A 23,935-nucleotide genomic window follows, 5' to 3' on the forward strand; every position below is an offset into this window, starting at 1 on the left:
GTATTGAGGCGGGGACATGGGTCAGACGAGCAGCCGACGTGATAAGTCGCGCGGCGACGTGCGAACGGGCCGCAACCGGGGAGGTTGCGCGTGCTGAACGTCGTCACCCTCTGGCTTGTGTTCGTGGTCAATTTTGTCGCGCTCGGCGTGGTGTGGGCTTACGTCGCGCGCTCCTACCCGAATTTCGAGGCGGCACGGTTCTGGGCCGCGGGCGCGTTCATCGCATCCGCGGGTGCTGCGTTGTCCGTGCTGCGGATGTACGTCGATCCCATCTTACCGCTGTTTCTCGGCGCCGTGATGATGATCTCCTCGACGAGCCTCGTCGCGATGGGCGTCGAGCGGTTCTACGGCCTGCCGGTCTCGTGGCGGACGCATGCCGCGCTGACCGGCCTCAGCGCGCTCAGCCTCGCCTTCTTCGCCTGGCACGCCAGTCCGCCGATGCGGATCGTGATCTATTCGTTCAGCCAGTCTCTCTCCATCGGTCTGGCGACAGTGCTGGTTTGGCGGTACGGCGCGCGCCATCCGGGCGCACGGTTTGCCGGCGTGGTCGGAGCCATCCTCGCGACCGTGGTGGCCGTACGATGTATCCTGCGATTATCCCAGCCGCCGGACAATATCTACATGATCCACTTCACGCCGCTCCAGTCGGTGATCGTGCTGGTGCTGGTGTTCCTGTCGATCGTGTGGAATTTCGGCTTTCTGCTGATGGCGATCGATCGCCTCCGTGCCGAGGTCGCTGATCTGGCGTTGTTCGACGATCTGACGGGAGTGGCCAATCGCCGACGTTTGCTGACGTGCCTCGCGGAAGAGTGCGCGCGGTCGGATCGTTCGATGCAGCCGTTTTCTGTCCTGCTGATGGATATCGATGAGTTCAAGGCCATCAACGACAATTATGGCCATGCGGCGGGAGACGAATGTCTGCGGCAGTTTACCCGCACCGTCCAGCAAAGGCTCCGCACCGGCGATCTGCTGGCGCGCATGGGCGGCGACGAATTCTGCGTCGTGCTGCCCGCGACCACTTTGCACGAAGCAGGGCTTATCGCGCGCGACATGCTCGGTCTGTGCGTGGCGGCGCAGGTTCATTGGAGTGCGGCAGCGATCAAGCTGTCGACGTCGATCGGTGTTGCCCAATGGCGCCCGGAAATCGGGCATGACTTCGATCGGTTGATCGTTACGGCGGACGAGGCGCTTTATGCCTCCAAGCGCGACGGAAAGAGCCGCTACTCCGTTTATGCGGCAACGCCGTTGTCTGAAGCTGAACCGCCGCTGCGCAAGAGCGCGTAAGCTTTCGCGTCATGAAAATCATTTCATGCATGCGGCTGAAGGGCCGCGTGAACATAACGGCCGCTTGTGCGTTAGTTCCGGGATAAAACCCGTGAGGATTTGACGATGAGCGACCCGCGTATCAAGGAACACATGGAAGTGATCGGCGCCGACGGCGTGCATGTCGGCACAGTCGACCGCGTCGAGGGTGGCCGCATCAAGCTGACCAAAGCCGACAGCGGAATGGGCGGCCACAAGGGCCACCACCACTTCATCGACCTCGGCCTGGTGGCGGATGTCGAAGGCAAGAAGGTCCGGTTATCGGCCAATGCCGCCGTTGCCGTGACGTTCGAGGAAGAAGGCGGCCGTAAGGCAGTCTGAAGCCATTCACTTTCGCGACATCGATCGCATCCCGCGTCGCTTCGGCGCGGGTCGATTATTGTTGTGGGCGGCTCCCCGCCATAATTTGCGCCTGCCGGTATGGAAGGTGTGCTGGCCAGAGAAAATACGGGATCAAGGTTGTGACAGCGAAGTCGGACACTTTTTTCACCCATCCCCAAAGCGCCCCGCGCCGCCGTCAGCCACCGCCGGTCATCGATCAGGATGGCAATGAGGTCGGTGGCGGGCGTTTCGGAGGCGCCGGGCAAGGCTCATACGGTACGGCCTTCAGCGGCACGGCTTTTAATGGCACGGTGTTTGGCAATATCGGGTTCGGTCCGCTGACCCGCCAGCAACGCTTCGCGCGTCTTGAGGCGTTGGCGCGGCTGATGGATGTCGCGTTCGTGGTGCCGGGCACCAACGTACGCTACGGCATCGACGGGTTGATCGGCCTCATTCCCATTGTCGGCGACCTGCTGACGACTGCGATGTCATTGTGGCTGGTGCGCGAGGCGCGTGCGCTTGGTGCGCCGGCTCACATTGTCGCGCGGATGCTCGGTAACGTGGCGCTCGATGGCGTCGTCGGCATCGTGCCATTCGTCGGCGATGCGTTCGACGTCATGTTCCGTGCCAACATGCGCAACATCCGTATCCTGCGGCGCTGGATGGACAAGCAGCCGCGGATGGATTGATTGTGAAGGGCTGAAGAGGCGGAAAGCCTTAGGCCGCGTCGGTGGCTTCCGCTTCGGCCTTCTCTTCTTCTTCCTGATCGCGGCGGCGCGGCAGCGGGAAGGCGCTGCTCTCATAGAGCGAGCGGATTCCGTTCTGGTCGAAGCGGGCTTCATCCACCTGCAGATAGGCTCCGTTCAGCGAATCCGCCGGGAGCTGTTCGATTGCGAATTGCACGGCCTCGGCCGCAGTGCCGAAACGGCGATAGGCGAAGCCTGCACGCTTCTTCTTCCGGATTGCTGCGGGAAAAAGTTCGGCCTCGGTATTGTAGTTGAATGCCGCCATCGTTTTCGGCCTCTCATTCTTCAAGTTGGGTTGCTAACCATTGCCGCGGCTGCCACGTTGAAACGATACGCGCCGCGCTTCTTCATTGATCTTCAATATAGGCGCTTTCTGCCCAGAATGCGACCTCCGATTCGCAGCATGATGAACGAAGGCCTCTGCGCGGTTTGAGTGCGCAGAGGCCTTTGAATCAATCACTTAGAGGGTACGGAACCCGCGATATGGCCGGATTTGCGGGGTCTCTTACTTCGGCTTGAGTTTCAGCGCCGCCGAATTGATACAGTAGCGCAGTCCCGTGGGCCCCGGACCGTCGTCAAAAACGTGCCCGAGATGGCCTTGGCAGCGGGAACAGAGCACTTCAGTGCGGACCATCCCGTGGCTCGCATCATGCTCCTCATCGAGCTTTTCGGCGTCCACGGGTGCGCTGAATGCGGGCCAGCCGCATCCGGAATCGAACTTGTCGTCAGACGAAAACAGCGGTTGGCCGCAACCTGCGCAGACATAGGTGCCGGGATCGAACGAATGGTCATATTCGCCCGTGAAGGGACGCTCGGTCGCCTTCTCGCGCAGCACGGCGTACTGCATCGGCGTGAGTTCTGCGCGCCACTCCTGTTCGGATTTTTCGACGTGTCCGTTCTGAGTTTTGGTCGTCATGCGCTCCTCGTTCAATTGGTCGCCTTCGCATCGCGTACCAGCACAGGCTTGTCGCGATAGTCGGCGGCGAACAGCTTTTTCAGATTGTCGACCTTCGGGATGTCGTTGAACGCAATATAGGGCTGGTAGGGGTGCAGCGTCAGATAGTCCTGATGATAATTTTCAGCCGGATAGAAGCCGTTCATCGGCTCGATTTTAGTGACGATAGGCCTCTTGTAGATCTTCGCAGCGTTGAGTTCAGCGATGTAGTCCTTCGCGATCTTCTGCTCCTCAGGCTGCGAGGTGAAGATCGCTGAGCGATACTGCGTGCCGCTGTCCGGGCCCTGACGGTTCAACTGGGTCGGATCATGGACCACGGAGAAATAAATCTGCAGGATCTTGCCGAGGTTGATCTGCTTGGGGTCGTAGGTGATCTTCACGGACTCGGCATGCCCGGTCGATCCAGTCGAGACGGTGTCGTAACGGGCACTGTCCGCCGAGCCACCGGCATAACCGGAGACAGCCTGAAGCACGCCCTTGGTGTGCTGGTAGACGCCCTGCACACCCCAGAAGCAGCCGCCGGCAAGAACAATGGATCTGGGCTCGCTGGAAGTTGCGGTGTTTGTTGCAACGTCGGTTTTCGGCGGCGGAATAATGAAGGGTTCGGCCGACGCGCGGGATGAAACGCCGGCGAGGGTGGCGAGCGCCAAGGCGCCAAATGCGGCAAAAGCGATGCGGTTTGGTTTGAGGATCGTCATGAGAAAGCGTCCTTCGATTGCGGCGACAGGGCCGCTCCGATAAGTCTACGCTATTCCGGGACGATTGTTACTGGCCGGTCGCCGGGAGATCGCCGCGCGGAACGCTCAGACCACCACGCTCAACCGCTTTGCGGCGCGGGTGATACCGGTATAGAGCCAGCGGGCGCGGCTGTCCTGAAAAGCGAAACTCTCGTCGAAAAGCACCACGTCGTTCCATTGCGAGCCTTGCGATTTATGAACGGTCAGCACGTAACCGTAATCGAACTCGTCGTAGGGTTTGCGCTGGTCCCATGGCAGATCCTCGATGCCGCCGTTGAAGCAATCAGCGCGGACAGAGACTTTCGTCACCTTGGCGCCGAAATCCTCCTCGGGTGACAGGCGCATGGTGATGATCTTCGATTTCGACTGCGCCCGTGCCTTCACCCGCCACAGGCCGCCGTTGAACAGCGCCTTCTTGCGGTTGTTGCGCAGGCAGACCAGCTTGTCGCCCGCCACCGGCAATGCATCTTCGATTCCGTTTTTCTGTCGCACCCGCATGTTGTAGGCGCGGCGCGTGTTGTTGCGTCCGACCAGAATCTGGTCCGCCGCCATCACGCGGTCTGGATCGAGGCCGTTGCGGCTCACCACTTCGCTGTCACCGAACTGGCCGTTCTCCAATGCACGGCCCTCGCGCACCGCCATTGACATGCGCACGATCGGATCGTTCTGCGCCTGGCGATGCACCTCGGTCAGCATAGCGTCGGGTTCCGCTTCGGTGAAGAAGCCGCCCCCCGCGATCGGTGGCAACTGTGCGGGATCGCCGAGCACCAGCAGAGGGCAGTCGAACGACATCAGGTCGCGCCCGAGATCGGCATCGACCATCGAACATTCGTCGATCACGATCAGCTTCGCTTTTGATGCGGGGGCATCGTCCCACAGCTCAAAACTCGGCTGTTCGTCGCCAGTTTCGCGGGTCCGGTAGATCAGCGAGTGGATGGTGGAAGCGCCATCGCACCCTTTGTTGCGCATTACCAGCGCGGCCTTGCCGGTGAAAGCAGCGAACTTCACCTCGCCATTGACGGCATCGGCGATATGACGGGCGAGGGTGGTCTTGCCGGTCCCGGCATAGCCGAACAGGCGGAACACCGGCGGTGTATTGCCACGGCCGGGCTTCGCCTTGAGCCAGGCACTGACGGCGGACAGCGCACGGTCCTGATGGGGGGTGAAGGTGGGCATGGGGCACCGATATAGAGAGAGTTGGCCGCGCGGTACAGCCGCGAGGGAAACATGATGCCGAATGGCGCATTTTGAGGCGGGATATCACGACAAACTGTGATCCGCCGGGGGTGCGAAGCACATATAATCTGCGTCGAAATATGGATGCGGGACAATGGAACGAATCGTTTTGCAGGCCGCGATTGCCTTCGCTGCCATCGTGCTGATCGGCGCGGGTACGGCCGGTGCGCTGCTTGGGGTCGATTTGATTCATGGCCGCAACGGCGGACTGGTCGACAGCTATTTCCGCTATCTCTCCGCGATGACGGCCGCGATGGGTGTGATGTTCGCGATGACGATTCCCCATATCGAAACCCATCATGAGCGGATCGGTACGCTGTCATTTCTGATTTTCATCGGCGGCCTTGCTCACCTTTATACGTTCAGCGTCCAGCCGACGCCGACGGTGGGCACCTTGTTCATGCTGTTCATGGAGTTGGTGTTCGTTCCGCTGTTATGGCTTGGCCAGCGGCATATCGCGCATAAGGCAGCGAGTCTGTCATGAGGTTCGCGCTGTCGCGATTCTTGTTCAGGAAATGACGCTGCCGATGGTGAAGCGAATCGTGCTCGGTCTTGCGGCGATTGTGATCGCCACCATCATTATTGTTTTTGCGCTGCAGTTTTACCGCCATCTGACTGGCGAAGGCGATAACCAGCCGGGGATCATCTTCGAGCGAACCGATCGGCCGTCACGGGCCTGATGCCGCTTAAGCTCTGCGGGCCCCGATGGCGAGAAGGGGCCTCGCTGAATCTTTGGGCGAGAGAATGAGATCGGCGAGGGTGTAGCCGTCGAGTGTTTCAAGGAAGGCAGCGAGCGCTTCGTTGAGCGCGCCTCGCAGGCGGCAGCGTGGCGAGATCATGCAGCGGTTATCGGCTGTCATGCACTCGACCAGCGCGAAATCCGGCTCGGTGGCGCGGAGGACATCGCTAAGACGGATACGGTCGGGGCGTTTGGCGAGCGTTAGCCCGCCGGACCGGCCGCGGACGGCTTTCATGTAACCGGCCCGGGTCAACTGGTTGGCAACCTTCATCAGATGGGCTCTGGAGATGCCATAGGCCTCTGCGGTTTCCTCGATGGTAATGAGGCGGCCGTCCGGGACGACTGCCGCATACATCAGAATACGCAACGCATAGTCTGAGAAATTTGTCAGGCGCATGAATGGGATCCCCGGCTGATAACCATCCTATCACATCTGGTCTAAAGATACATCCTAAGTATTTTTATATCCTGAAAAATCCGGCCAGGAGGTTGAATAAAACAGGTATTTTATATATATCTTAATGGGCCCGGCCGCCGACCCGCCACTCGGTACCGCGCTCTATGCAAGGTGTTTTTGCTCAGAAAGGGTGTCACCGATGCCTAAAGCTGCAATTGGAACCTACAAGAAACTCGCGACCCTCGCCGCCGACCGGGGGCTTGATTCTCAGGCCAGCAGTTCGCTCATTCCGATGCTGGTCAGTGGCCTGATCATGATAGTCATTGGGATGCTGGTTGTTGCGGCGATTTCCTGAAGCCTGATTGGAGCAAGACGCCATGCCCATTCCCGATGAGTTACCGGACGGGTTCGAGGCGTATGCACGATCGCCGGAATTCAACTCCAAAAGCCTGCCGGCGAAGCTGCAGGCGGGCCATGCCACGAAGGCAGGGACATGGGGCCTGCTTCACGTGCTGGAAGGCGCGCTGGTTTATCGGTTGGAGCCGCCGCGCCAGGACGAACGGCTGGTGAAGGCCGGGGAAACGGTTGTGATCGAGAGCGAGGTCGCCCATCACGTCCAGTTCATCGAACCAGGCCGGATGTTCGTCGAGTTCTACCGTCACGCAGGCGCACCCAAATCCTGATCTGGTCTGCAAGACCGAATCCGGGCCGCTGGCTAGCCCTGCGCGCTCGTTGAATTTGAGCGTCAACCTATCGCGTTTCCCCGAAGCGGGCCGCGATTCCATTGGACACGCCGAACTGAGTCGGAAATACCTATTCCATCGTGTCCTCCGGGTTGATGGCCGTCTCATCCTCTGAAACGCAATCGATCCTGACAAACGGCCCGCAGTCTGCGGCACGGCGATCGGCCTGCCGAGGCTGTCATTTGATGAGTGTGCTCGGATGTCGCTGAGAGCTTGGCTGCGAGCGAGGGTGCGGACGAACGAGTTTTTCCTCGTCTTTCTTGCGGTTGCTCTTGGTATCGGAACCGGATTTGTCGTGACGCTCATGAGCGAGCTTGCCCAGCTTGCCCATGTGCTGATCTATGGAATTCGCATCGATGTCCGGCTCAGCGCCAATGACGTGATCAATCCGTGGGTTGCGGGCGCCTCCCTTGTCGTTGGCGGATTCATACTGGGCCTTATGGAATGGTATCGGCGGCGGAAAAAAATATCGGCCGCCGTCGATCCGGTGGAAGCCAATGCATTGCGCGGTGGCCGATTGTCCCTGCGCGACAGTGTCATTGTCAGCCTTCAGACCCTGATCTCAAACGGGTCAGGTGCTTCCGTGGGACTGGAGGCGGGCTACACCCAGATCGGCGCGGGATTGTCGTCCCTCGGAGGCCGTTTCCTGAACCTTCGCCGCAGCGACCTGCGCATTATCGTCGGAGCGGGCGCCGCCGCCGCCATTGCAGCGGCGTTCGATGCTCCGTTGACCGGTGCTTTCTATGCCTGCGAGCTGATTGTGGGAACGTACACGGTCGCGAGCGCGGCGCCAATTCTGGCGGCGGCGATCTCGGGGACGCTGGTGGTGCGGTGGCTTGGGACGAACACTTATTCCTTGAATGTCCCCGATCTGGTGATGAGCGATCTGCGCCAATATGGCCTGATGCTCGTCCTGGCCGTTCTCGTCAGCGTGATCGGCATTTTGGTCATGCGGGCCGCGCCGCTGGTGGAGCGTGTCTTCGGGCACAAGGTCGTGCCGATCTGGCTGCGTCCGGTCATCGGCGGCATCTGCATTGCAGCCATGGCAGGGATAACCCCCCAGGTGCTTGGTGCAGGGCACGGCGCGATGGTTCTGGACCTGTCGCGCGACATGCTTCCCAGCCATATCGCCTTGTTGATCGTTCTCAAACTTGGGGCATGTCTGATTTCTCTCGCATCGGGATTCCGGGGCGGGCTGTTTTTTGCGTCGCTGTTCATCGGCTCCCTAATCGGAAAATTGTTTGCGACAGTCCTTCATCTGTACGTTCCAGCACTGGCGTTTCACGTCGACCCGAACGTCAGCGCGCTGACGGCGATGGCGTGTCTCGGCGTCGCGATCGTCGGCGGTCCGCTGACGATGTCTTTCCTTGTGCTCGAGATGACGCGCAGCCTCGAGATCACGGCGGGCGTGCTCGCCTCTTGCCTCGTCACGAGCATGATGGTGCGCCAGTTTTTTGGACATTCGTTCTCGACATGGCGATTGCATCTGCGCGGCGAAACTATCCGGGGTGCGCATGATGTCGGCTGGTTGCGAAGCCTCACGGTGTCCCGGCTGATGCGCACCGATGTAAAGACCGAGCCACGCCGGGCGACGATCGAGGTGTGCCGCCATCTCCATCCGCTCGGCTCGACCCACGCGATCTTTCTGCTCGACGAAGAAGGGCATTATGCGGGGACCGTGCTGCTGGCGGATCTGTTCTCCAGCGACTTCGATGTCGGCGCGGACACGCGCGAGGTTTCCGAACTGGCGAAATATCGCGACATGACGTTGACGCCATCGATGAACATCAAAGTTGCGATGGCTTGCTTCGACAAGGCGGAATCCGAGATCCTTGCCGTCAGTGACAAGACCACGCATGAAGTCCTCGGCTTTCTCACCGAGGCATTTGCCCGCAAGAGATACGTCGACGAAATCAATCGCGCGACCGAGGAAGTCTTTCAATAAATGCCCTCGCGCACGCATCGCGTGCGTCGTCATCATCGAAAAAAGATCGCCGGTGGCCGTTTGAAAGCCGCCGGCATTTTTCTTTCCGCGATGCACACCAATCGTCACAGGCGATTGGATCGTTCGTAAAAATCAATCGATAAGTATTTGATTTCGCGTTGAAATTATCTCTTTGACTCGTTCTAATCGGAAACGGGGATTGACCGATGGGCGATCCCAATGAGGAAGGTCGGGCCAGGATGAGTTTGATCGGAGACGTACTGGGTCATGCGGGCCGCATGCTCCATCGTGATGTTGGTGCCGAGCAGCATGATGCGGCTACGGGCGAGGGGCGCGATCTGCTGGAGATGCTGGCGGGTCCCGCCGAGGTCGTCGAGACCTCACCCGTCGTCGGCGACGAGGTGAAGTACACCACATGCTACATGTGCGCCTGCCGTTGCGGCATCAAAGTCCACATCAAGGACGGCCGCATCCGATATATCGAAGGCAACAAGGATCATCCGGTCAATCGCGGCGTGCTATGCGGCAAGGGCTCCGCCGGCATCATGCAGCAATATTCCCCGGCAAAGCTGCGCAAGCCGCTGTTGCGCACCGGCGAGCGCGGAAGCGGCGAGTTCAAGGAGATCGAGTGGGAGGAAGCGCTCGATCTCGCTACGAAGTGGCTCGGCGATATCCGCCACACCGATCCCAAGAAGCTCGCCTTCTTCACCGGGCGTGATCAGAGCCAGTCTCTCACCGGCTGGTGGGGGATGCAGTTCGGGACCCCGAACTTTGCCGCGCATGGCGGCTTCTGCTCGGTCAACATGGCAGCCGGCGGCCTCTATTCGGTCGGCGGCGCATTCTGGGAATTCGGCGAGCCAGACTGGGAGCACACCAAGTATTTCATGCTGTTTGGTGTTGCGGAAGACCACGACTCCAACCCGATCAAAATCGGTCTTGCCGAGCTCAAGAAGCGCGGCGCCAAGTTCATGTCGATCAACCCGGTCAAGACCGGCTATTCCGCGATCGCGGATGAGTGGGTTGGCATTCGCCCGGGTACCGATGGGCTTTTTGTTTTCGCACTGATCCATTGCCTGCTGCAGGCGGATATCGTCGATCTCGATTTTCTCGCGCGCTACACCAACGCGACATGGCTGGTCGTGCAAAATCCGGGCGGCGCGGATCATGGCCTGTTCGCGCGCGACGCCAATGGTGCGCCGCTCGCGTGGGACAGCAAAGCAGGGAAGGCGGTTGCCGCGAGCGGCACGGATTTCTCGCCCGCGATCGTGGGTCATTTCCAGCTTGAAGACGGTCGCCGTGTGACTCCGTCGTTCCAGCTTCTTGCCGACCGCTATATGAGCGATGAATTTTCGCCCGAGGCGGTTGCGGAGCGTTGCGGTGTGCCGGCAGAGCGCATCCGCCGCATTGCCGATGAAATCGCCGAAGTTTTCAACGAGCCCGTTGTACTCGATCAGCCGTGGACCGACTGGGCCGGCCGGCGTCATAACAAGATGGTCGGCCGTCCGATCTCGATGCACGCGATGCGCGGGATATCCGCACATTCCAACGGCTTCCACACCTGCCGCGCGCTGCATGTGTTGCAGATGCTGCTCGGCGCGGTCGATACGCCCGGTTCATGGCGCTACAAGGCGCCGTATCCGAAGCCGCTGCCCGGCGGCCCCAAGCCCGCCGGCAAGACGTGGGCGCCGAACAAGCCGCTCGACGGCATGCCGCTTGGCTTCACCATGGGTCCCGAGGACCTGCTTGTCGATGAGAACGGCGGGCCGCTCCGCCTTGACAAGGCTTATTCGTGGGAAGCGCCGCTGTCGTCGCACGGCCTGATGCACATGGCGATCCACAATGCGTGGGCGGCCGATCCTTATCCGGTCGACGTGCTGTTCATGTACATGGCCAACATGGCGTGGAATTCGTCCATGAACACGGCCGGCACCATGAAGATGCTGACCGACAAGAATGAAGACGGCAGCTACAAGATTCCGAAGATCATCTATTCGGATGCCTATGCGTCCGAGATGGTGTCCTATTCCGACCTCGTGCTGCCGGACACGACATATCTTGAGCGCTGGGATTGCATTTCGTTGCTCGATCGTCCGATCGGCAGCGCGCATGGTCCTGCGGACGCGATCCGCCGCCCGGTGCTGAAGCCCGACCGCGACGTGCGGCCGTTCCAGGATGTGCTGATTGAACTCGGCGCACGTCTCAAGCTGCCGGGTTTCGTCAACGACGACGGTACGCCGAAATATCCCGGCGGCTATCCTGATTACATCGTCAACCACCAGCGCAAGCCGGGTATCGGCCCACTCGCCGGTTTTCGTGGTGAGGATGGCGAGGCGTCCGGTAAGGGCGCGCCGAACAAGAACCAGCTCGATCGCTACATCGAGAACAAGAGCTTCTGGCGGCTCGAACTGCCGCATGACGAGGTCTACTTCAAGCACGGCAATAAAAACTATCTCGAGCATGCCGTGAAACTCGGCATGATCGACAAGGCCGATCAGATTGTGCTGCATCTCTACAGCGAGCCGTTGCAGAAGTTTAAGCTGGCGGCGGAAGGCCACGGCCCGATCCAGCCGCCGGAGCGCGATCGCGAGCGGGTGAAGACCTATTTCGATCCGTTGCCGATCTGGTATCAGCCGCTGGAAGAGCAGGCGGTGTCGGCAACCGAATTTCCGCTTTCCGCTATCACCCAGCGCCCGATGGCGATGTACCATTCGTGGCACTCGCAGAATGCCTGGCTGCGCCAGATATTCTCGAAAAACTTCCTCTACATGAATCGCGAGACGGCGGAGAAACTTGGCCTTGCTGACGACGATTACGTCTGGGTGACGAGCTATCACGGACGCATTCGTGTGCCGGTACGCACCATGGAGGGTGTGAATCCAGACACGGTGTGGACGTGGAATGCGATCGGCAAGCGCAAGGGCGCATGGAATCTGCCGTCCGACGCGCCGGAGGGCACCGAGGGTTTCCTGCTGAACCACGTCATTTCAGAGCAACTGCCCGAGAAGGACGGCTATCGTTATTCCAATTCCGATCCGGTGACCGGACAGGCGGCCTGGTACGACGTTCGCGTGCGTATCGAGAAGGCGGCGATGAACGAACGTACGCCGTTGCCGGAATTCCCGGTGCTCAAGCGTCCACCGCACATGCCGCAGCGTCCCGACGTGCTGCGCTTCGACGCCGAAGGCCGCAAGAATCCGTGGGATCCGCTTCCGGCCCGCAAATCAACAGGAGCCGCAAAGTGACGTCGCTTCCCACACCCGTGCCCGGCCAGAAGAAGCTCGGCCTTGTCATCGATCTCGACACCTGCGTCGGCTGTCATGCTTGCGCGGTGAACTGCAAGGAGTGGAACGCGAGCGGTCATTCCGGGCCGCTGAGCGATTTCCAGAAGAAGTCCGACGGCGTCTGGTTCAATCGCGTGCACACCTACGAAGCAGGGCAAGGTGAGGCGTCGCGAACTGTCAACTTCCCGCGTTCCTGCCTGCATTGCGAGGAGCCGGCTTGTGTCACCGTGTGCCCGACCGGCGCGTCCTACAAGCGCACCGAAGACGGCATTGTTCTGGTCAATGCCGACACCTGCATCGGCTGCAAGCTCTGCTCATGGGCGTGCCCTTACGGCGCGCGCGAATTCGATGAAGACGACGGCGTGATGAAGAAGTGCACGTTGTGCGTTGACAAAATCTACAACGAGAATCTGCCTGAGGCAGATCGTGTTCCGGCTTGCGTCGCGACCTGTCCTGCGAGCGCCCGCCATTTCGGCGATCTCGGCGATCCAGACTCCGATGTCTCGCGCCTTGTCGCGGAGCGTGGCGGTTATGAGTTGATGCCGGAACTCGGCTACAAGCCGGTCAACCGCTATCTGCCGCCGCGGCCGCGCAAGAACGGCTCGTGCAGTTCGCAGAACGACATTTCGCTGGTCGATATCGTGGCGAAGAAATCGGCCTCGGAGGGCAAGGGCGCTGCCTTGCTCCGCTGGGCCGATCGCGTCCTGTCGCGCTGAGGTGAAACGATGCATCCCGCACTCTCGGTCATCATTTTCACCACGGCATCGGGCGCAGGCTACGGCCTGCTCGTCTGGTATGGCCTGATGTCGGCATTCTCCGGTGCGCCGGGAGATCGAATGGTTGCGCTCGTCGTGTTGCCACTTGCGCTTGCGCTGGTGACAGTTGGACTGTTGTCCTCGACATTCCACCTCGGCCGACCTGAGCGCGCGTGGCGCGCGTTCTCGCAATGGCGCACCTCATGGTTGTCGCGGGAAGGCATCTGCTCGTTCGTGACGTATGTTCCGGCCGGACTCTTGCTGTTGGCCTGGATCGTCTCGCCTGCGCCGGGCGCCGCCGCGGTGGCGCTTGGGCTCATCACGGCGGTCGCCTCGCTTGTGACGATCTATTGCACCGCGATGATCTATGCGTCGCTGAAAACGATCCACCAGTGGCACAACGCCTATGTTGTGCCGAACTATCTGGCGCTCGGTCTTTACAGCGGCGCGCTGTTGCTGGCCACGATCCTGCACCTGTTCGGTCAGGGTTCGCAGGGCGTCGATATTGTCGTGCTGGTGGCGGGTGTTGCCGCGCTGATCGCCAAGCTGAGCTATTGGCGCTTCATCGCAACGACCCGGCATCCGAGCAGCCCTGAAAGTGCGACCGGCCTCGGCAACATCGGCAAGGTGCGCCTGTTCGAGGCGCCTCACACCGAAGAAAACTATCTGATGCGCGAGATGGGCTTCACCATTGCCCGTAAGCACGCCGATAAGCTGCGTAGGATGTCGCTGCTTGCGCTGTTCGCGGCGCCGTTTGTTCTGGTGTTGATCGCCATTCTGGCGAGTGGCGTTGCGGCCACGATCCCGTTGATGATTGCGGTTCTGCTTGCCGCGGTGGGTGTACTGGTTGAGCGCTGGCTGTTTTTCGCGGAAGCGCGCCATGTCGTGACGCTGTTCTACGGCGCACGCGCGGCATGATGGATTTCATGGATCGATCGTTCTGAGACGATCGGTCAAAAGCCAAAACGTCGCATACTGCGATTGCATATTCGCGGTGCGGCAGCGCTTTCTTTATTGATATTTGATGATGGCGATACGTGCCGAGCGGGTAATTCTATTTATATCGTAAGTATTAGAAATTTATTCTGTGCTACTCAGCGATTTCTTCGTTAGGATCATCAAATAAGAATTCTGGCGACTTCTGCACGGGAGTGGCGGAGCTAACAATCCGCGTGAATCGTGCAAAAGAAAAGCTCAGAACGTGGCGCAGATTCCGCAAAGAACTGTGTCGAAACCTGGGGAGGGTGCAGTGACAAGATGCTGCTCGTCATGCAGGACGTGGTCCTGCGACATCTTCTCTTTTCCAAACCCTCCCAAAATGGTTGCAGCTTCGCGAAGCGGAGGCTGCGATTTTGGCCGCTGGATAAGGATTTTCAGTCACGCGCAATCCGTAAGTGAACAGTTTGGTCGAGAACCAATCATCAAAAGTGAGGTCGCGATATCATGAAATGGATCCGTCAGATATTTGCTGCAGGTCTTGTCTCTCTCATGGCGGCGCCTGCCTTTGCTGCGCCCGTTAACGTGCGCATCGCCAAGCAGCCGGGCGTTGGCTATCTGCCGCTGATGGTGATGGAGCACGAGAAGCTGTTTGAGAAATATGCGAAAAGAGCTGGCGTCGACATCACGACGGAATGGCTGAAATTCACCGGCGGTGCGGCGATGAACGAGGCGCTTCTCTCCGGCAATCTCGATATCGCGACGGGCGGCATTCCGCCGCTGCTAACCATCTGGTCGAAGACCCAGAACAATTACAAAGTGAAGGGGATTGCCTCGATCTCTTCGCATCCGCAGTTTCTTGTGACGACAAATCCCAAGGTGAAAACGCTGGCCGATTTCTCCTCGGTTGACAAGATCGCGCTGCCTGCCGTCAAGATTTCAAACCAGGCGGTCATGATCCAGATGGCAGCCATCAAGCAGATGGGCGAAGCCAAGGCGTTTTCCGTCGATCCTTATACGATCTCCATGGGGCACGGCGATGCAATGGCGGCTATGCTCGGCGGCAGCATCGACGCGCACTTTGGCCAGTCGCCATTCCAGGATATCGAGCTGAGAGACCCACGGGTTCATGTGGTGCTGAACAGCTACGATGCCGTCGGCGGGCCTTATCCGATCGCGGTGGCCTATGCGACCGATCGCTTCATTCAGCAAAATCCCAAACTGCTGAAGGCTTTCGTCGATGCGCTGAAGGAAGCGCAGGGCATGATCCGTTCGGACATCAACTATGCTGCGAAAGTCTGGATCGAGATGGATGTCAAGAAGTTCAGCATGGACGATGCCCTCGCGATTCTGAAGAATCCGAAAATGATTTGGGATGCAGCACCCCAAAACACGCTCACCTTCCTGAAGCACATGAACAAGGTGGGATTGGTCGAGCGAACGACCACCAACTGGAAGGACGTTTATTTCCCCGCAATCTACGATCTTAACGGATCTTGATTTCCGGAGCGCCGCATCGTCATGGCGATGCGGCGCCTAGTCCTTGAAGTTGCAGAAACGTCGGATTTGGCTGGATGTCCTATACCAATTGCGTCATCGGCGGCGGCATTGTCGGGCTTGCCACCGCAACCGAAATCATGCGCAGGGATTCCAAGGCGCGGGTCGTGCTGGTCGAAAAGGAAAACGGCTTCGCGTTTCACCAGACGGGCCACAATAGCGGCGTCATCCACGCAGGCATTTATTACGCGCCGGGGTCGCTGAAGGCTCAGCTTTGCCGCGAAGGGGAGATGGCGACCAAGGAATTTTGCGCCGCGCGTAACATTCCTTTCGAGACGTGCGGCAAGCTGATCGTCGCGACCGATGCCATCGAAATGGAGAGGATGCAGGCCTTGATCGGCCGTGCTGAGCAGAACAACATTTCGATCGAAGAAATCTCAGCCACGCGCCTCCGGCAGCTTGAGCCGAACATTACCGGCGACGGCGCCATTCTCGTGCATACGACCGGTATTGTCGATTACCGCCAGATCTGCGCGGCGATGGCGGAAGAACTCCGTCAAAATGGTGCGCGAGTTGTGACCGGAACTGCTGTCACGCAAATCGAGGAGAGCGAGCGAGTTGTCTCCGTCATGCTCGACAGCGGAGAGCGATTGACGGCGAATCGGCTGGTCGCCTGTGCTGGCTTGCAATCGGATCGCATCGCACGGATGGGTGGCCTCAAGCCAACGCATCGGATCGTGCCGTTTCGAGGGGAGTATTTCACGCTTCCGCCGTCGCGCTCGTCGATCGTCAAGCATCTGATCTATCCCGTTCCGGATCCCGATCTGCAATTTCTCGGAATTCATCTGACCCGGATGATCGATGGCCGCATTACCATCGGACCGAATGCAGTGCTGGGATTTCATCGCGAGGGTTATGACAAGGGAAGCATGAACCTGCCCGACATCTTCAGCATGGCAAGCTTCGGCGGGTTTTGGAAGTTGATCTTGCAGCACTCTCGTGCGGCGCTGAGCGAGTTCGGAAATTCCATTTCGCGACGACGCTATTTGGACCTGTGCAGAAAGTACTGTCCAGGGCTGACGCTCGCGGACATGGGGCAGCCTGGGGCAGGAATTCGGGCGCAGGCCGTCATGGCTGATGGCTCGTTGCTGCAGGATTTCCTGTTTCTGAACACCAGCCGTCAAGTGCATGTCTGCAACGCTCCGTCGCCAGCGGCGACATCGGCTATTCCTATTGCGAGAAAGATCGTTGATCAGCTTGATCAGGCGATCGGTGCCTCCGCATAGCAATCACAGGGCAGGGGTTGCAGTCCATAATCTGAACACTGTCAAGAACACGATCGAGTTCTCGACTCGTACAAGAAAAATCATGAAAGGGACTTTGTGATGCGCGGCGCGGATCTTCTTGCACAAACGCTCAAAGCGGCCGGGACGAGCCGGATTTTTTCCCTGTCGGGAAATCAGATCATGCCGGTCTACGATGCCTGCTTCGAACTTGGCATCGAGATCGTCCACACGCGGCACGAAGCCGCTGCTGTCTTCATGGCGGAAGCTCACGCGCAACTGACCGGAGAGGTCGGTGTGGCGCTGGTGACCGCGGGTGGTGGATTGGGGAATGCGGTTGGGCCGCTGTTCTCGGCCGGTGAATCCGAAACGCCTGTCCTGTTGTTGAGTGGTGACTCGCCTGTCGCGCAGGATGGACGCGGAGCATTTCAGGAGATGAGTCAATGTGCAGTGACGGCACCATTGACCAAGTTGTCGGTGCGCCCGACGAAGGCTTCCGATCTTGGGCATGAGACGGCGCGTGCGATACGCACCGCGCGCTCGGGCCGCCCCGGCCCGGTTCATGTCGCTTTGGCTTTCGATGTGCTCGAAGCGGATGCGGGGGCGACAGCGGCGCCGTCTGCTTTCGAGCGCGTGCCGCAATGGCTCGGCAATGGAGATGCGAAGCGTATCGCGCAAGCTATCGCCACCGCGCAACGGCCGGTTCTGGTTTGTGGCCCGGCGCTGAACCGTACGCGCAATGGGAATTTGACCGAACGTCTGGCGGCAGCGCTCGATGTGCCAGTGATCGTGATGGAAAGTCCACGGGGGTTGAGGGATCCTTCCCTGGGCGAAATCGGCAAAGTACTGGCACAGGCCGACCTGATCGTCAGTCTCGGAAAGAGGGTCGACTTTACGCTGGCGTTCGGCGGCGCCAACTCATTCGACGCGAATGCGGGCTGGATCGTTGTCGATGCCGAGAATGGTGAATTCGATCGCGCTCATCTGAATCTCGGCTCTCGGCTGAAGATGACTGCCGCTGCCACCCCTGTTGATGCAGCCATGCAGTTGATCGAGCTTGGCAAGGCGTCACATGCGCAGGATCATGCCAAGTGGCGCTCGCAGGCCGCGGAGCGTTTGGCAACACGCAATTCCGTAGCCGGCGCGGGAGGGGAGACGATTACGTCCGCACAATTGTGCGAGGCCGTGCAACGTCAGATCAAGTTAGCTTCGAATTCCGTAGCTGTTTGCGATGGCGGAGAAATCGGGCAATGGGCGCAGGCTCTCACCGCAGCCGACCATCGGATTATCAACGGCGTTTCCGGCGTGATCGGTGGCGGGTTATGCTACGGACTGGCGGCGGCGCTGGCGAAGCCCGGTCATAAGGTATTTGCCATGATGGGAGACGGAACGGTTGGTTTCCATTTCGCGGAGGTGGAAACCGCTGCACGCCATAGTGCCTCGTACGTGATCGTCGTCGGCAATGACATGCGCTGGAATGCCGAGCATCAGATTCAATTGCGAGAATATGGCCCCAATCGATTGATCGGTTGCCAACTAAGCGGCGCGCGTTACGACCTGGCAACAGAGGCGATGGGTGGCCATGGTGAGTATGTCACTCGTCTGGACGAGCTCGATGCGGCTTTGTCGCGCGCGGTGGCGAGTGGCAAGGTGGCCTGCGTCAATGTGATGATCGATGGCGCGCCGGCGCCCGCCGGGCATTGATCTCATCGAGTTGGGCTAAGCCGGCAATGGCGGTGGCCGTCGCCATTGCCGGGATTATTTTGGCGTAATGCGCACGGTCAAGCGCGTCTAGCTCGCCTTCACTTCCTTCACCATCAGGGTGTATCTGAAGCTGTCCGGATCGAGGCAGTCGAGCAGAAGCGACGCACGTTCTGCCTGCGGATACATCAGGAAGCCCAGTTTGGGATGCTTACTCCCCGGTAGCGCGAGGTCATGCGCGGTGTTGTAAGCAACCCAGTTGCCTTCCCATGCTCCGAACAGCGTCTTGCGTGCCGCGACGACCTTCGGATCGGTAAGTGCGAGATTTGTCGGCGGTTCTTCAAGCATCACCTTGCGGACATCGGCGGGATCGACCGGAACCCAGCCAAAGCCTTCGAGGAAAACCTCGGCACGGCAATGCTGTGCCTTGGTCACGTTGGCCGATCCGGCGCCGAGGCTCTTGTAGCCGAATTGTGAAGGGATGACGCGAACGCCGTAGACATCGCGCGCCGGCACCCCGGCTGCGCGTGCCAGCCCGACATAAAGTGCGTTGAGATCGGCGCATTTGCCGCCGAGATTGCCGCTCTTGAGCATTGCTGCGACATCGCCGACGCCGCAGCCACGCGTGGATGCGACGCGGACGGTGTTCTCGACGACCCACTCGTAGATCGCGCGGGCTTTCTCGAGATCGGTCTTGGCGTTGGCGGTCGTCACGATCTTGTCCGAAGTCTGCTTGACGATGCCGTCGATCGGAATGAGTTCGGTGCCTTCCAGGTTCAGCTTGCGTTCGGCATCGCTGAGCGACGCGGCGTTGCCGGGCTTGCTGAGATCGATTGCGCGGTCGCGCATCGCGACGCGGCTGGTGACCTCGATTGACGGCATGAATTCGTCGTCTTTCCAAATCGCATGCAGCATCTCGGCGCCGTATTTCGCATCACGCACGCGCGTGACGCTGGCAGCGTTGCTGCTCCATGTGGATTCGCCGGGCCGCATCCACGCGCTCTCGTTAACGGAGGGGAGGGGTATCCATGCCTGCATTTTGCCTGTCGGTCTGTCGATCTCGATCTTGGTGACAAGATCGACGCTCCGCCATGCGCCTGGCTGCGGTGCGAATACGACCTCTGAGCGGGCTGTGCCAGGCAGTATGGTTGCAAATGACAGTGCTGCCGTAGCCTTCAGGAATTCTCGCCGTTGCATATTCTCCTCCTCTTGGAATGCTCGGGTTATTTGCGGTTGGCTGTTGCGCGTTGCGGTCGATCCGCAGCGGGATAGAGAGATTCAAGCGCGGTCAGAACATCGGAGCGCGACCAGTCAAGATCGCCTTCGATGAAGAACCGTGGTGTGAGATTGGAGTCGAGCACGAACGTGGTCGGCAGCGCAGTGACATCCCAGGATTTGCTGACGGCGCGATCGCGGTCGAGCAGGACGGCGAAGTCGACAGGACGTTTTTCGAAGAACGCCCGAACACGAAGATCAACTTCGGCGACGTCGACGGCGGTGATGACGAGCGGCTTTCCGCGAGTCGCCGTGGCCAGCCGCTGCAGCGACGTCATTTCGCTCACACATGGCTCACACCATGTTGCGAAGAAATGCACCAGGACGACTTTTCCAGCGAAGGCGCGCAGATCGCGCGGATTGCCATGCAGATCGTCCAGTAAAAACAGTGGTTTCTCTGGCCCGGACCAATTTCTTAGCGTGGCTGGAGGAGAGCTTTGCGGTGTCTCTAAGGGGCCGGCCACGGCGGACGTGGCAAGGCAGACCAGCACATAGGCGGCGCCAAGGAATACGGCCAAGAATCTGCTGAGGGATTGGAAGATGAGGGGACGACGTATCGGATATATCGTAGAGTGGCTTGAATATATCGCATACTTGCGGAATGCGGCTCCGCGATTCGCGAATATATCGCGTCTGTACCATCCGATTCGAAAGTCCCGACCCGCGGGAGCAGCCTGTGTCGCCACGCATTTCTTTTGCGACTCGTTGAGTCTGTCGTCAAGCGTTGTGCTGCGACGAAATGACTTCACGCGAGTTTGTTGTCACTGAGCGCGCTTTAAATGTGCATTTCATCTGCATGGATAAATGAACAGGCGCAAAGAGATGCCGCTTTGCAGCAAGGCAGGAAAGCCAGTGATGCGCGCAAATGTCAGATGAACTGCGACAAAAACGTAGCTTTGACAGTAACTTGAACTGAGCATAGCTTTTATTTTGACTAACTCTAAAGTCGGCAGTCCCCCGGCGGGGGCCAACTCGGAGGAAACGTTCCATGAACATGGAACTCTCGCGGCGCTCGTTTATGCTCGGGGCCGGCGCGGGTTTGGTCGGAACAAGTCTTGGCGCTCTTGGATTTGGTGAAATCGAAGCGGCCCATGCACTCTCAATCCGGCCTTTCAAGCTTGCGCAGACCAAGGAAGTTCGCAGCCAGTGTCCGTACTGTGCGGTTTGCTGCGGAATGCTGATCTTCTCTGCTGAGAGCAAGGAAGAAAAAGGCAAAATGGAAGTCACCCACATCGAGGGTGACGTGGATCATCCGGTCAATCGCGGTACGCTCTGCCCCAAGGGTGCAGGCGCACTTGATTACATCAAATCAAAGACGCGGGTGAAGTACCCGATGTACCGCAAGCCCGGCAGCAATGGCTTCGAGCGGGTGAGCTGGGATTTCGCGATGGAGCGCATCGCGAAATTGATGAAGGAAGATCGCGACGCCAACTGGGTCGAGAAGAATCGCGACGGCATCACCGTCAATCGGTGGATGACGACCGCGTTCCTTGCCGGCAGCTCGGTGGCCAACGAAGGCGGATGGGCGACGTTCAAGGTCTCGCGTGGCCTTGGTCTGTTGCAGATCGAAAACCAGGCGAGAATTTGACACGGACCGACGGTGGCCAGTTTGGGCCCCACATTTGGTCGCGGTGCAATGACGAATTCCTGGACGGACATCAAGAACGCTGATCTCGTCTGGATTATGGGTGGTAACGCAGCGGAAGCACATCCCTGCGGATTCAAGTGGGTCACCGAGGCGAAAGCCGAGCGTGGCGCCAAGCTGATGGTGGTTGACCCCCGGTTCAACCGGTCGGCAGCCATGGCGGATCACTATGCTCCGATCCGTTCCGGATCGGACATCACGTTCCTGTCGGGTGTGATCAACTACCTGCTCACCAACGACAAGATCCATAAAGAGTACGTGCGCAACTACACGAACGCGGCGTTCATCGTTCGCGACGATTTCGAGTTCAACGAAGGCCTGTTCTCCGGTTACGACGAGGGGAAGCGTTCGTATGATCGCAGCACGTGGGAATACAAGTTCGGTCCTGACGGCTTCGCGATACGCGATATGACGTTGCAGGATCCGCGCTGCGTGTTCCAACTCATGAAGAAGCACTTCGCGCAGTATACGCCGGAGCTGGTGGAACGTGTCTCGGGCACGCCAAAGGACAAGTTCCTGAAGGTGGCCGAGTGGGTTTCGTCAACCGCCAATGGCGAACGCGCGATGACGATCATGTATGCGCTCGGATGGACGCAGCACAGCCATGGTGCTCAGAACATCCGCTGTGCGGCGATGATCCAGCTTCTGTGCGGCAACATCGGTATTCCCGGCGGCGGCGTGAACGCATTGCGCGGTCACTCCAACGTGCAGGGCATCACCGATGTCGGCACCCTGACGGCGGCAATTCCGGGCTATCTGGCATTGCCAACCGAGCAGGAGCCGACACTGGAGTCGCATCTTGCGAAGCGCACCTTCAAGCCGCTGACGCCGAACCAGACCAGCTACTGGCAGAACTATCGCAAGTTCTATGTCAGCTTCCTGAAATCGCAGTTCGGCGCCAATGCCACCAAGGAGAACGAATTCGGCTACAACTACCTGCCGAAGCTCGACGGCATCTATGACTGCATCAAGATGTTTGATGTGATGCACCAGGGTAAGACCAACGGTCTTCTCTGTCAGGGCTTCAATCCGCTGATGGCAATTCCCAACTCGAACAAGAGCCGGGAAGCGCTGTCGAAGCTGAAGTTCCTGGTCAGCATGGATCCAATCGAGACGGATACCGTCCGGTTCTGGGAAAATCATGGCGAGTTCAATAATATCGACCCCGCCAAGGTCCAGACCGAGGTGTTCATGTTGCCCGTCACTTCCTTCGCGGAAGAGGAGGGCAGCGTCACCAACTCGAGTCGCGTGATCCAGTGGAAGTGGAAGGCCGCCGATCCGTACTTCGAGTCGCGGACTGATATCGAAATCCTGTCGGATCTCTTTGTGCGCATGCGCAAGATGTACGAGAAGGATGGCGGCAAGGGTAAGGATGCGATCCTCGCGGTTGATTGGAGCTACAAGGATCCGCTCCATCCGACGGTCGAGGAGCTTCTAACCGAGCTCAACGGTAAGGCTCTTGTCGATCTCAAGGATGCAGACGGCAAGGTGGTTCGTGCCGCCGGCCAGCGCCTCGCTTCGTTCGGCGAGATGCGGGACGATGGTTCGACTGACGGCTGCATGTGGATCTACACCGGCGTCTACGGTCCGACCGGCAACAATGCCCAGCGCCGCGACAACAGCGACCCCTCGGGGCTCGGTGTGTACGGTAGCTGGGGCTTCGCGTGGCCGGCCAACCGCCGCATTCAGTACAACCGTGCTTCTGCTGACGTTGACGGCAAGCCGTGGAGCGAAGCCAAGAAGTACATGTACTGGAACGGCGAACGCTGGACCGGACCGGATGTGCCGGACTATGTGCCGACCATTCCGCCGAGCCGGGCAGTCGGACCCTTCATCATGAATGCGGAAGGCGTGTCACGCCTCTGGGTTCGTGGCTTGATGGCCGATGGTCCGTTCCCGGTGCATATGGAGCCGTTCGAATCGCCGGTGGGCAACCTTGTGTTCCCGAAACTCAAGGGCAATCCGGTGGCGCGGGCGTTCAAGAACGATCTGGAGGCGCTTGGCACGTCCAAGGACTTCCCGATCGTCGGTACGACCTATCGCCTCACTGAGCATTTCCACTATTGGACAAAGAGCGTGCATGCCAACGCGGTGATGCAGCCCGAGTTCTTCGTGGAAATCTCCGAGCAACTCGCGAAGGAGAAGGGGATCAAGCACGGACAGATGGTCCGGGTTCGATCCAAGCGCGGCGAGGTCAAGGGCAAGGCGGTCGTCACCAAACGCCTCAAGCCGTTCATGATCGACGGCAAGCCGGTGCACGAAGTGGGGCTTCCGCTCAACTTCGGCTTCATCGGCGAGACCAAGAAGGCTTCTCCGATCAACGGGCTCACGTCCGCGATCGGCGACGCGAATTCGCAGACGCCGGAATACAAGGCGTTCCTTGTCAATATCGAACCCATCACGGGTCCGGTGGCTTAAAG

General features: G+C 59.4%; 22 protein-coding genes. 15 read left to right on the forward strand and 7 right to left on the reverse strand.

Annotated elements, in window-relative coordinates; all coding sequences use genetic code 11:
* Positions 1-90 precede the first annotated feature (90 nt).
* The 3 genes from AC1RNA_RS07705 to AC1RNA_RS07715 all read left to right on the forward strand — a co-directional run bounded on the left by AC1RNA_RS07705 (position 91) and on the right by AC1RNA_RS07715 (position 2,333).
* The gene (locus tag AC1RNA_RS07705) at positions 91-1,284 is read left to right on the forward strand and encodes a GGDEF domain-containing protein (RefSeq protein WP_492950687.1); all 1,194 of its coding nucleotides are present in this window, start codon (positions 91-93) and stop codon (positions 1,282-1,284) included.
* A 105-nt stretch (positions 1,285-1,389) separates the two neighbouring features.
* Complete coding sequence (locus tag AC1RNA_RS07710) at positions 1,390-1,644, forward strand: DUF2171 domain-containing protein (RefSeq protein WP_492950688.1); 255 nt, start codon at positions 1,390-1,392, stop codon at positions 1,642-1,644.
* Positions 1,645-1,784: 140 nt separating this feature from the next.
* The gene (locus AC1RNA_RS07715) at positions 1,785-2,333 is read left to right on the forward strand and encodes a DUF4112 domain-containing protein (RefSeq protein WP_492950689.1); all 549 of its coding nucleotides are present in this window, start codon (positions 1,785-1,787) and stop codon (positions 2,331-2,333) included.
* 28 nt (positions 2,334-2,361) lie between these two features.
* On the opposite strand, the gene AC1RNA_RS07720 is transcribed toward AC1RNA_RS07715, so the two are convergent.
* The 4 genes from AC1RNA_RS07720 to AC1RNA_RS07735 all read right to left on the reverse strand — a co-directional run bounded on the left by AC1RNA_RS07720 (position 2,362) and on the right by AC1RNA_RS07735 (position 5,258).
* The gene (locus AC1RNA_RS07720) at positions 2,362-2,655 is read right to left on the reverse strand and encodes a hypothetical protein (RefSeq protein WP_492950690.1); all 294 of its coding nucleotides are present in this window, start codon (positions 2,653-2,655) and stop codon (positions 2,362-2,364) included.
* Positions 2,656-2,895: 240 nt separating this feature from the next.
* On the reverse strand, positions 2,896-3,306 hold the full coding sequence (gene msrB, locus AC1RNA_RS07725; RefSeq protein WP_492950691.1) for a peptide-methionine (R)-S-oxide reductase MsrB: 411 nt from the start codon (positions 3,304-3,306) through the stop codon (positions 2,896-2,898).
* A gap of 11 nt (positions 3,307-3,317) precedes the next feature.
* Positions 3,318-4,043, reverse strand: coding sequence for a peptide-methionine (S)-S-oxide reductase MsrA (msrA, locus tag AC1RNA_RS07730; RefSeq protein WP_009337197.1), 726 nt, complete (start codon positions 4,041-4,043; stop codon positions 3,318-3,320).
* 105 nt (positions 4,044-4,148) lie between these two features.
* Positions 4,149-5,258, reverse strand: coding sequence for an ATP-dependent DNA helicase (locus tag AC1RNA_RS07735; protein WP_492950692.1), 1,110 nt, complete (start codon positions 5,256-5,258; stop codon positions 4,149-4,151).
* A gap of 154 nt (positions 5,259-5,412) precedes the next feature.
* On the opposite strand from AC1RNA_RS07735, the gene AC1RNA_RS07740 reads away from it, so the two are divergent.
* Entirely contained in the window at positions 5,413-5,802 is a 390-nt protein-coding gene (locus AC1RNA_RS07740) for a DUF4345 domain-containing protein (protein WP_492950693.1), read from the forward strand.
* A gap of 31 nt (positions 5,803-5,833) precedes the next feature.
* Positions 5,834-5,998, forward strand: a complete 165-nt coding sequence (locus AC1RNA_RS07745; protein ID WP_156186812.1) for a hypothetical protein — start codon at positions 5,834-5,836, stop codon at positions 5,996-5,998.
* 6 nt (positions 5,999-6,004) lie between these two features.
* On the opposite strand, the gene AC1RNA_RS07750 is transcribed toward AC1RNA_RS07745, so the two are convergent.
* A complete protein-coding gene (locus tag AC1RNA_RS07750; protein ID WP_009337193.1) occupies positions 6,005-6,454 on the reverse strand; it encodes an Rrf2 family transcriptional regulator in 450 nt (149 codons plus the stop codon).
* A gap of 199 nt (positions 6,455-6,653) precedes the next feature.
* Here AC1RNA_RS07750 and AC1RNA_RS07755 point away from each other — a divergent pair, with 199 nt between their 5' ends.
* The 9 genes from AC1RNA_RS07755 (at position 6,654) to AC1RNA_RS07795 (ending at position 18,598) form a co-directional block, all read left to right on the forward strand.
* Complete coding sequence (locus AC1RNA_RS07755; protein WP_009337192.1) at positions 6,654-6,809, forward strand: hypothetical protein; 156 nt, start codon at positions 6,654-6,656, stop codon at positions 6,807-6,809.
* Between the two features lie 22 nt (positions 6,810-6,831).
* The gene (locus AC1RNA_RS07760; RefSeq protein WP_009337191.1) at positions 6,832-7,137 is read left to right on the forward strand and encodes a TehB family protein; all 306 of its coding nucleotides are present in this window, start codon (positions 6,832-6,834) and stop codon (positions 7,135-7,137) included.
* Positions 7,138-7,396: 259 nt separating this feature from the next.
* Positions 7,397-9,142 (forward strand): chloride channel protein, encoded by a 1,746-nt coding sequence (locus AC1RNA_RS07765; protein ID WP_492950694.1) that lies wholly within the window; start codon positions 7,397-7,399, stop codon positions 9,140-9,142.
* 206 nt (positions 9,143-9,348) lie between these two features.
* The gene (locus tag AC1RNA_RS07770; protein WP_492950695.1) at positions 9,349-12,384 is read left to right on the forward strand and encodes a molybdopterin oxidoreductase family protein; all 3,036 of its coding nucleotides are present in this window, start codon (positions 9,349-9,351) and stop codon (positions 12,382-12,384) included.
* Positions 12,381-13,139: a 4Fe-4S dicluster domain-containing protein gene (locus AC1RNA_RS07775; protein WP_009337188.1), complete on the forward strand. Its 759-nt coding sequence runs from the start codon at positions 12,381-12,383 to the stop codon at positions 13,137-13,139. The genes AC1RNA_RS07770 and AC1RNA_RS07775 overlap by 4 nt, the downstream gene beginning before the upstream one ends.
* 9 nt (positions 13,140-13,148) lie before the next feature.
* The gene (locus tag AC1RNA_RS07780) at positions 13,149-14,096 is read left to right on the forward strand and encodes a dimethyl sulfoxide reductase anchor subunit family protein (protein WP_492950696.1); all 948 of its coding nucleotides are present in this window, start codon (positions 13,149-13,151) and stop codon (positions 14,094-14,096) included.
* Positions 14,097-14,621: 525 nt separating this feature from the next.
* Positions 14,622-15,614 (forward strand): ABC transporter substrate-binding protein, encoded by a 993-nt coding sequence (locus tag AC1RNA_RS07785; RefSeq protein ID WP_492950697.1) that lies wholly within the window; start codon positions 14,622-14,624, stop codon positions 15,612-15,614.
* Between the two features lie 74 nt (positions 15,615-15,688).
* Positions 15,689-16,897 (forward strand): L-2-hydroxyglutarate oxidase, encoded by a 1,209-nt coding sequence (gene lhgO, locus AC1RNA_RS07790; RefSeq protein ID WP_492950698.1) that lies wholly within the window; start codon positions 15,689-15,691, stop codon positions 16,895-16,897.
* Between the two features lie 99 nt (positions 16,898-16,996).
* Positions 16,997-18,598: a thiamine pyrophosphate-binding protein gene (locus AC1RNA_RS07795; protein WP_492950699.1), complete on the forward strand. Its 1,602-nt coding sequence runs from the start codon at positions 16,997-16,999 to the stop codon at positions 18,596-18,598.
* Positions 18,599-18,685: 87 nt separating this feature from the next.
* Here AC1RNA_RS07795 and AC1RNA_RS07800 read toward each other — a convergent pair whose 3' ends face one another.
* Both AC1RNA_RS07800 and AC1RNA_RS07805 read right to left on the reverse strand, forming a co-directional pair.
* Positions 18,686-19,792, reverse strand: a complete 1,107-nt coding sequence (locus AC1RNA_RS07800; RefSeq protein ID WP_492950700.1) for a transglutaminase-like domain-containing protein — start codon at positions 19,790-19,792, stop codon at positions 18,686-18,688.
* Positions 19,793-19,818: 26 nt separating this feature from the next.
* A complete protein-coding gene (locus tag AC1RNA_RS07805) occupies positions 19,819-20,388 on the reverse strand; it encodes a TlpA disulfide reductase family protein (protein WP_492950701.1) in 570 nt (189 codons plus the stop codon).
* A 470-nt stretch (positions 20,389-20,858) separates the two neighbouring features.
* On the opposite strand from AC1RNA_RS07805, the gene fdnG reads away from it, so the two are divergent.
* Positions 20,859-23,933 carry a formate dehydrogenase-N subunit alpha gene (fdnG, locus tag AC1RNA_RS07810; RefSeq protein ID WP_083801608.1) on the forward strand — a complete coding sequence of 1,025 codons (3,075 nt, stop codon included), beginning with the start codon at positions 20,859-20,861 and terminating at the stop codon, positions 23,931-23,933.
* The last annotated feature ends 2 nt before the right edge of the window (positions 23,934-23,935 follow it).

The organism is Afipia sp. GW821-FHT14H12, assembly GCF_058803465.1.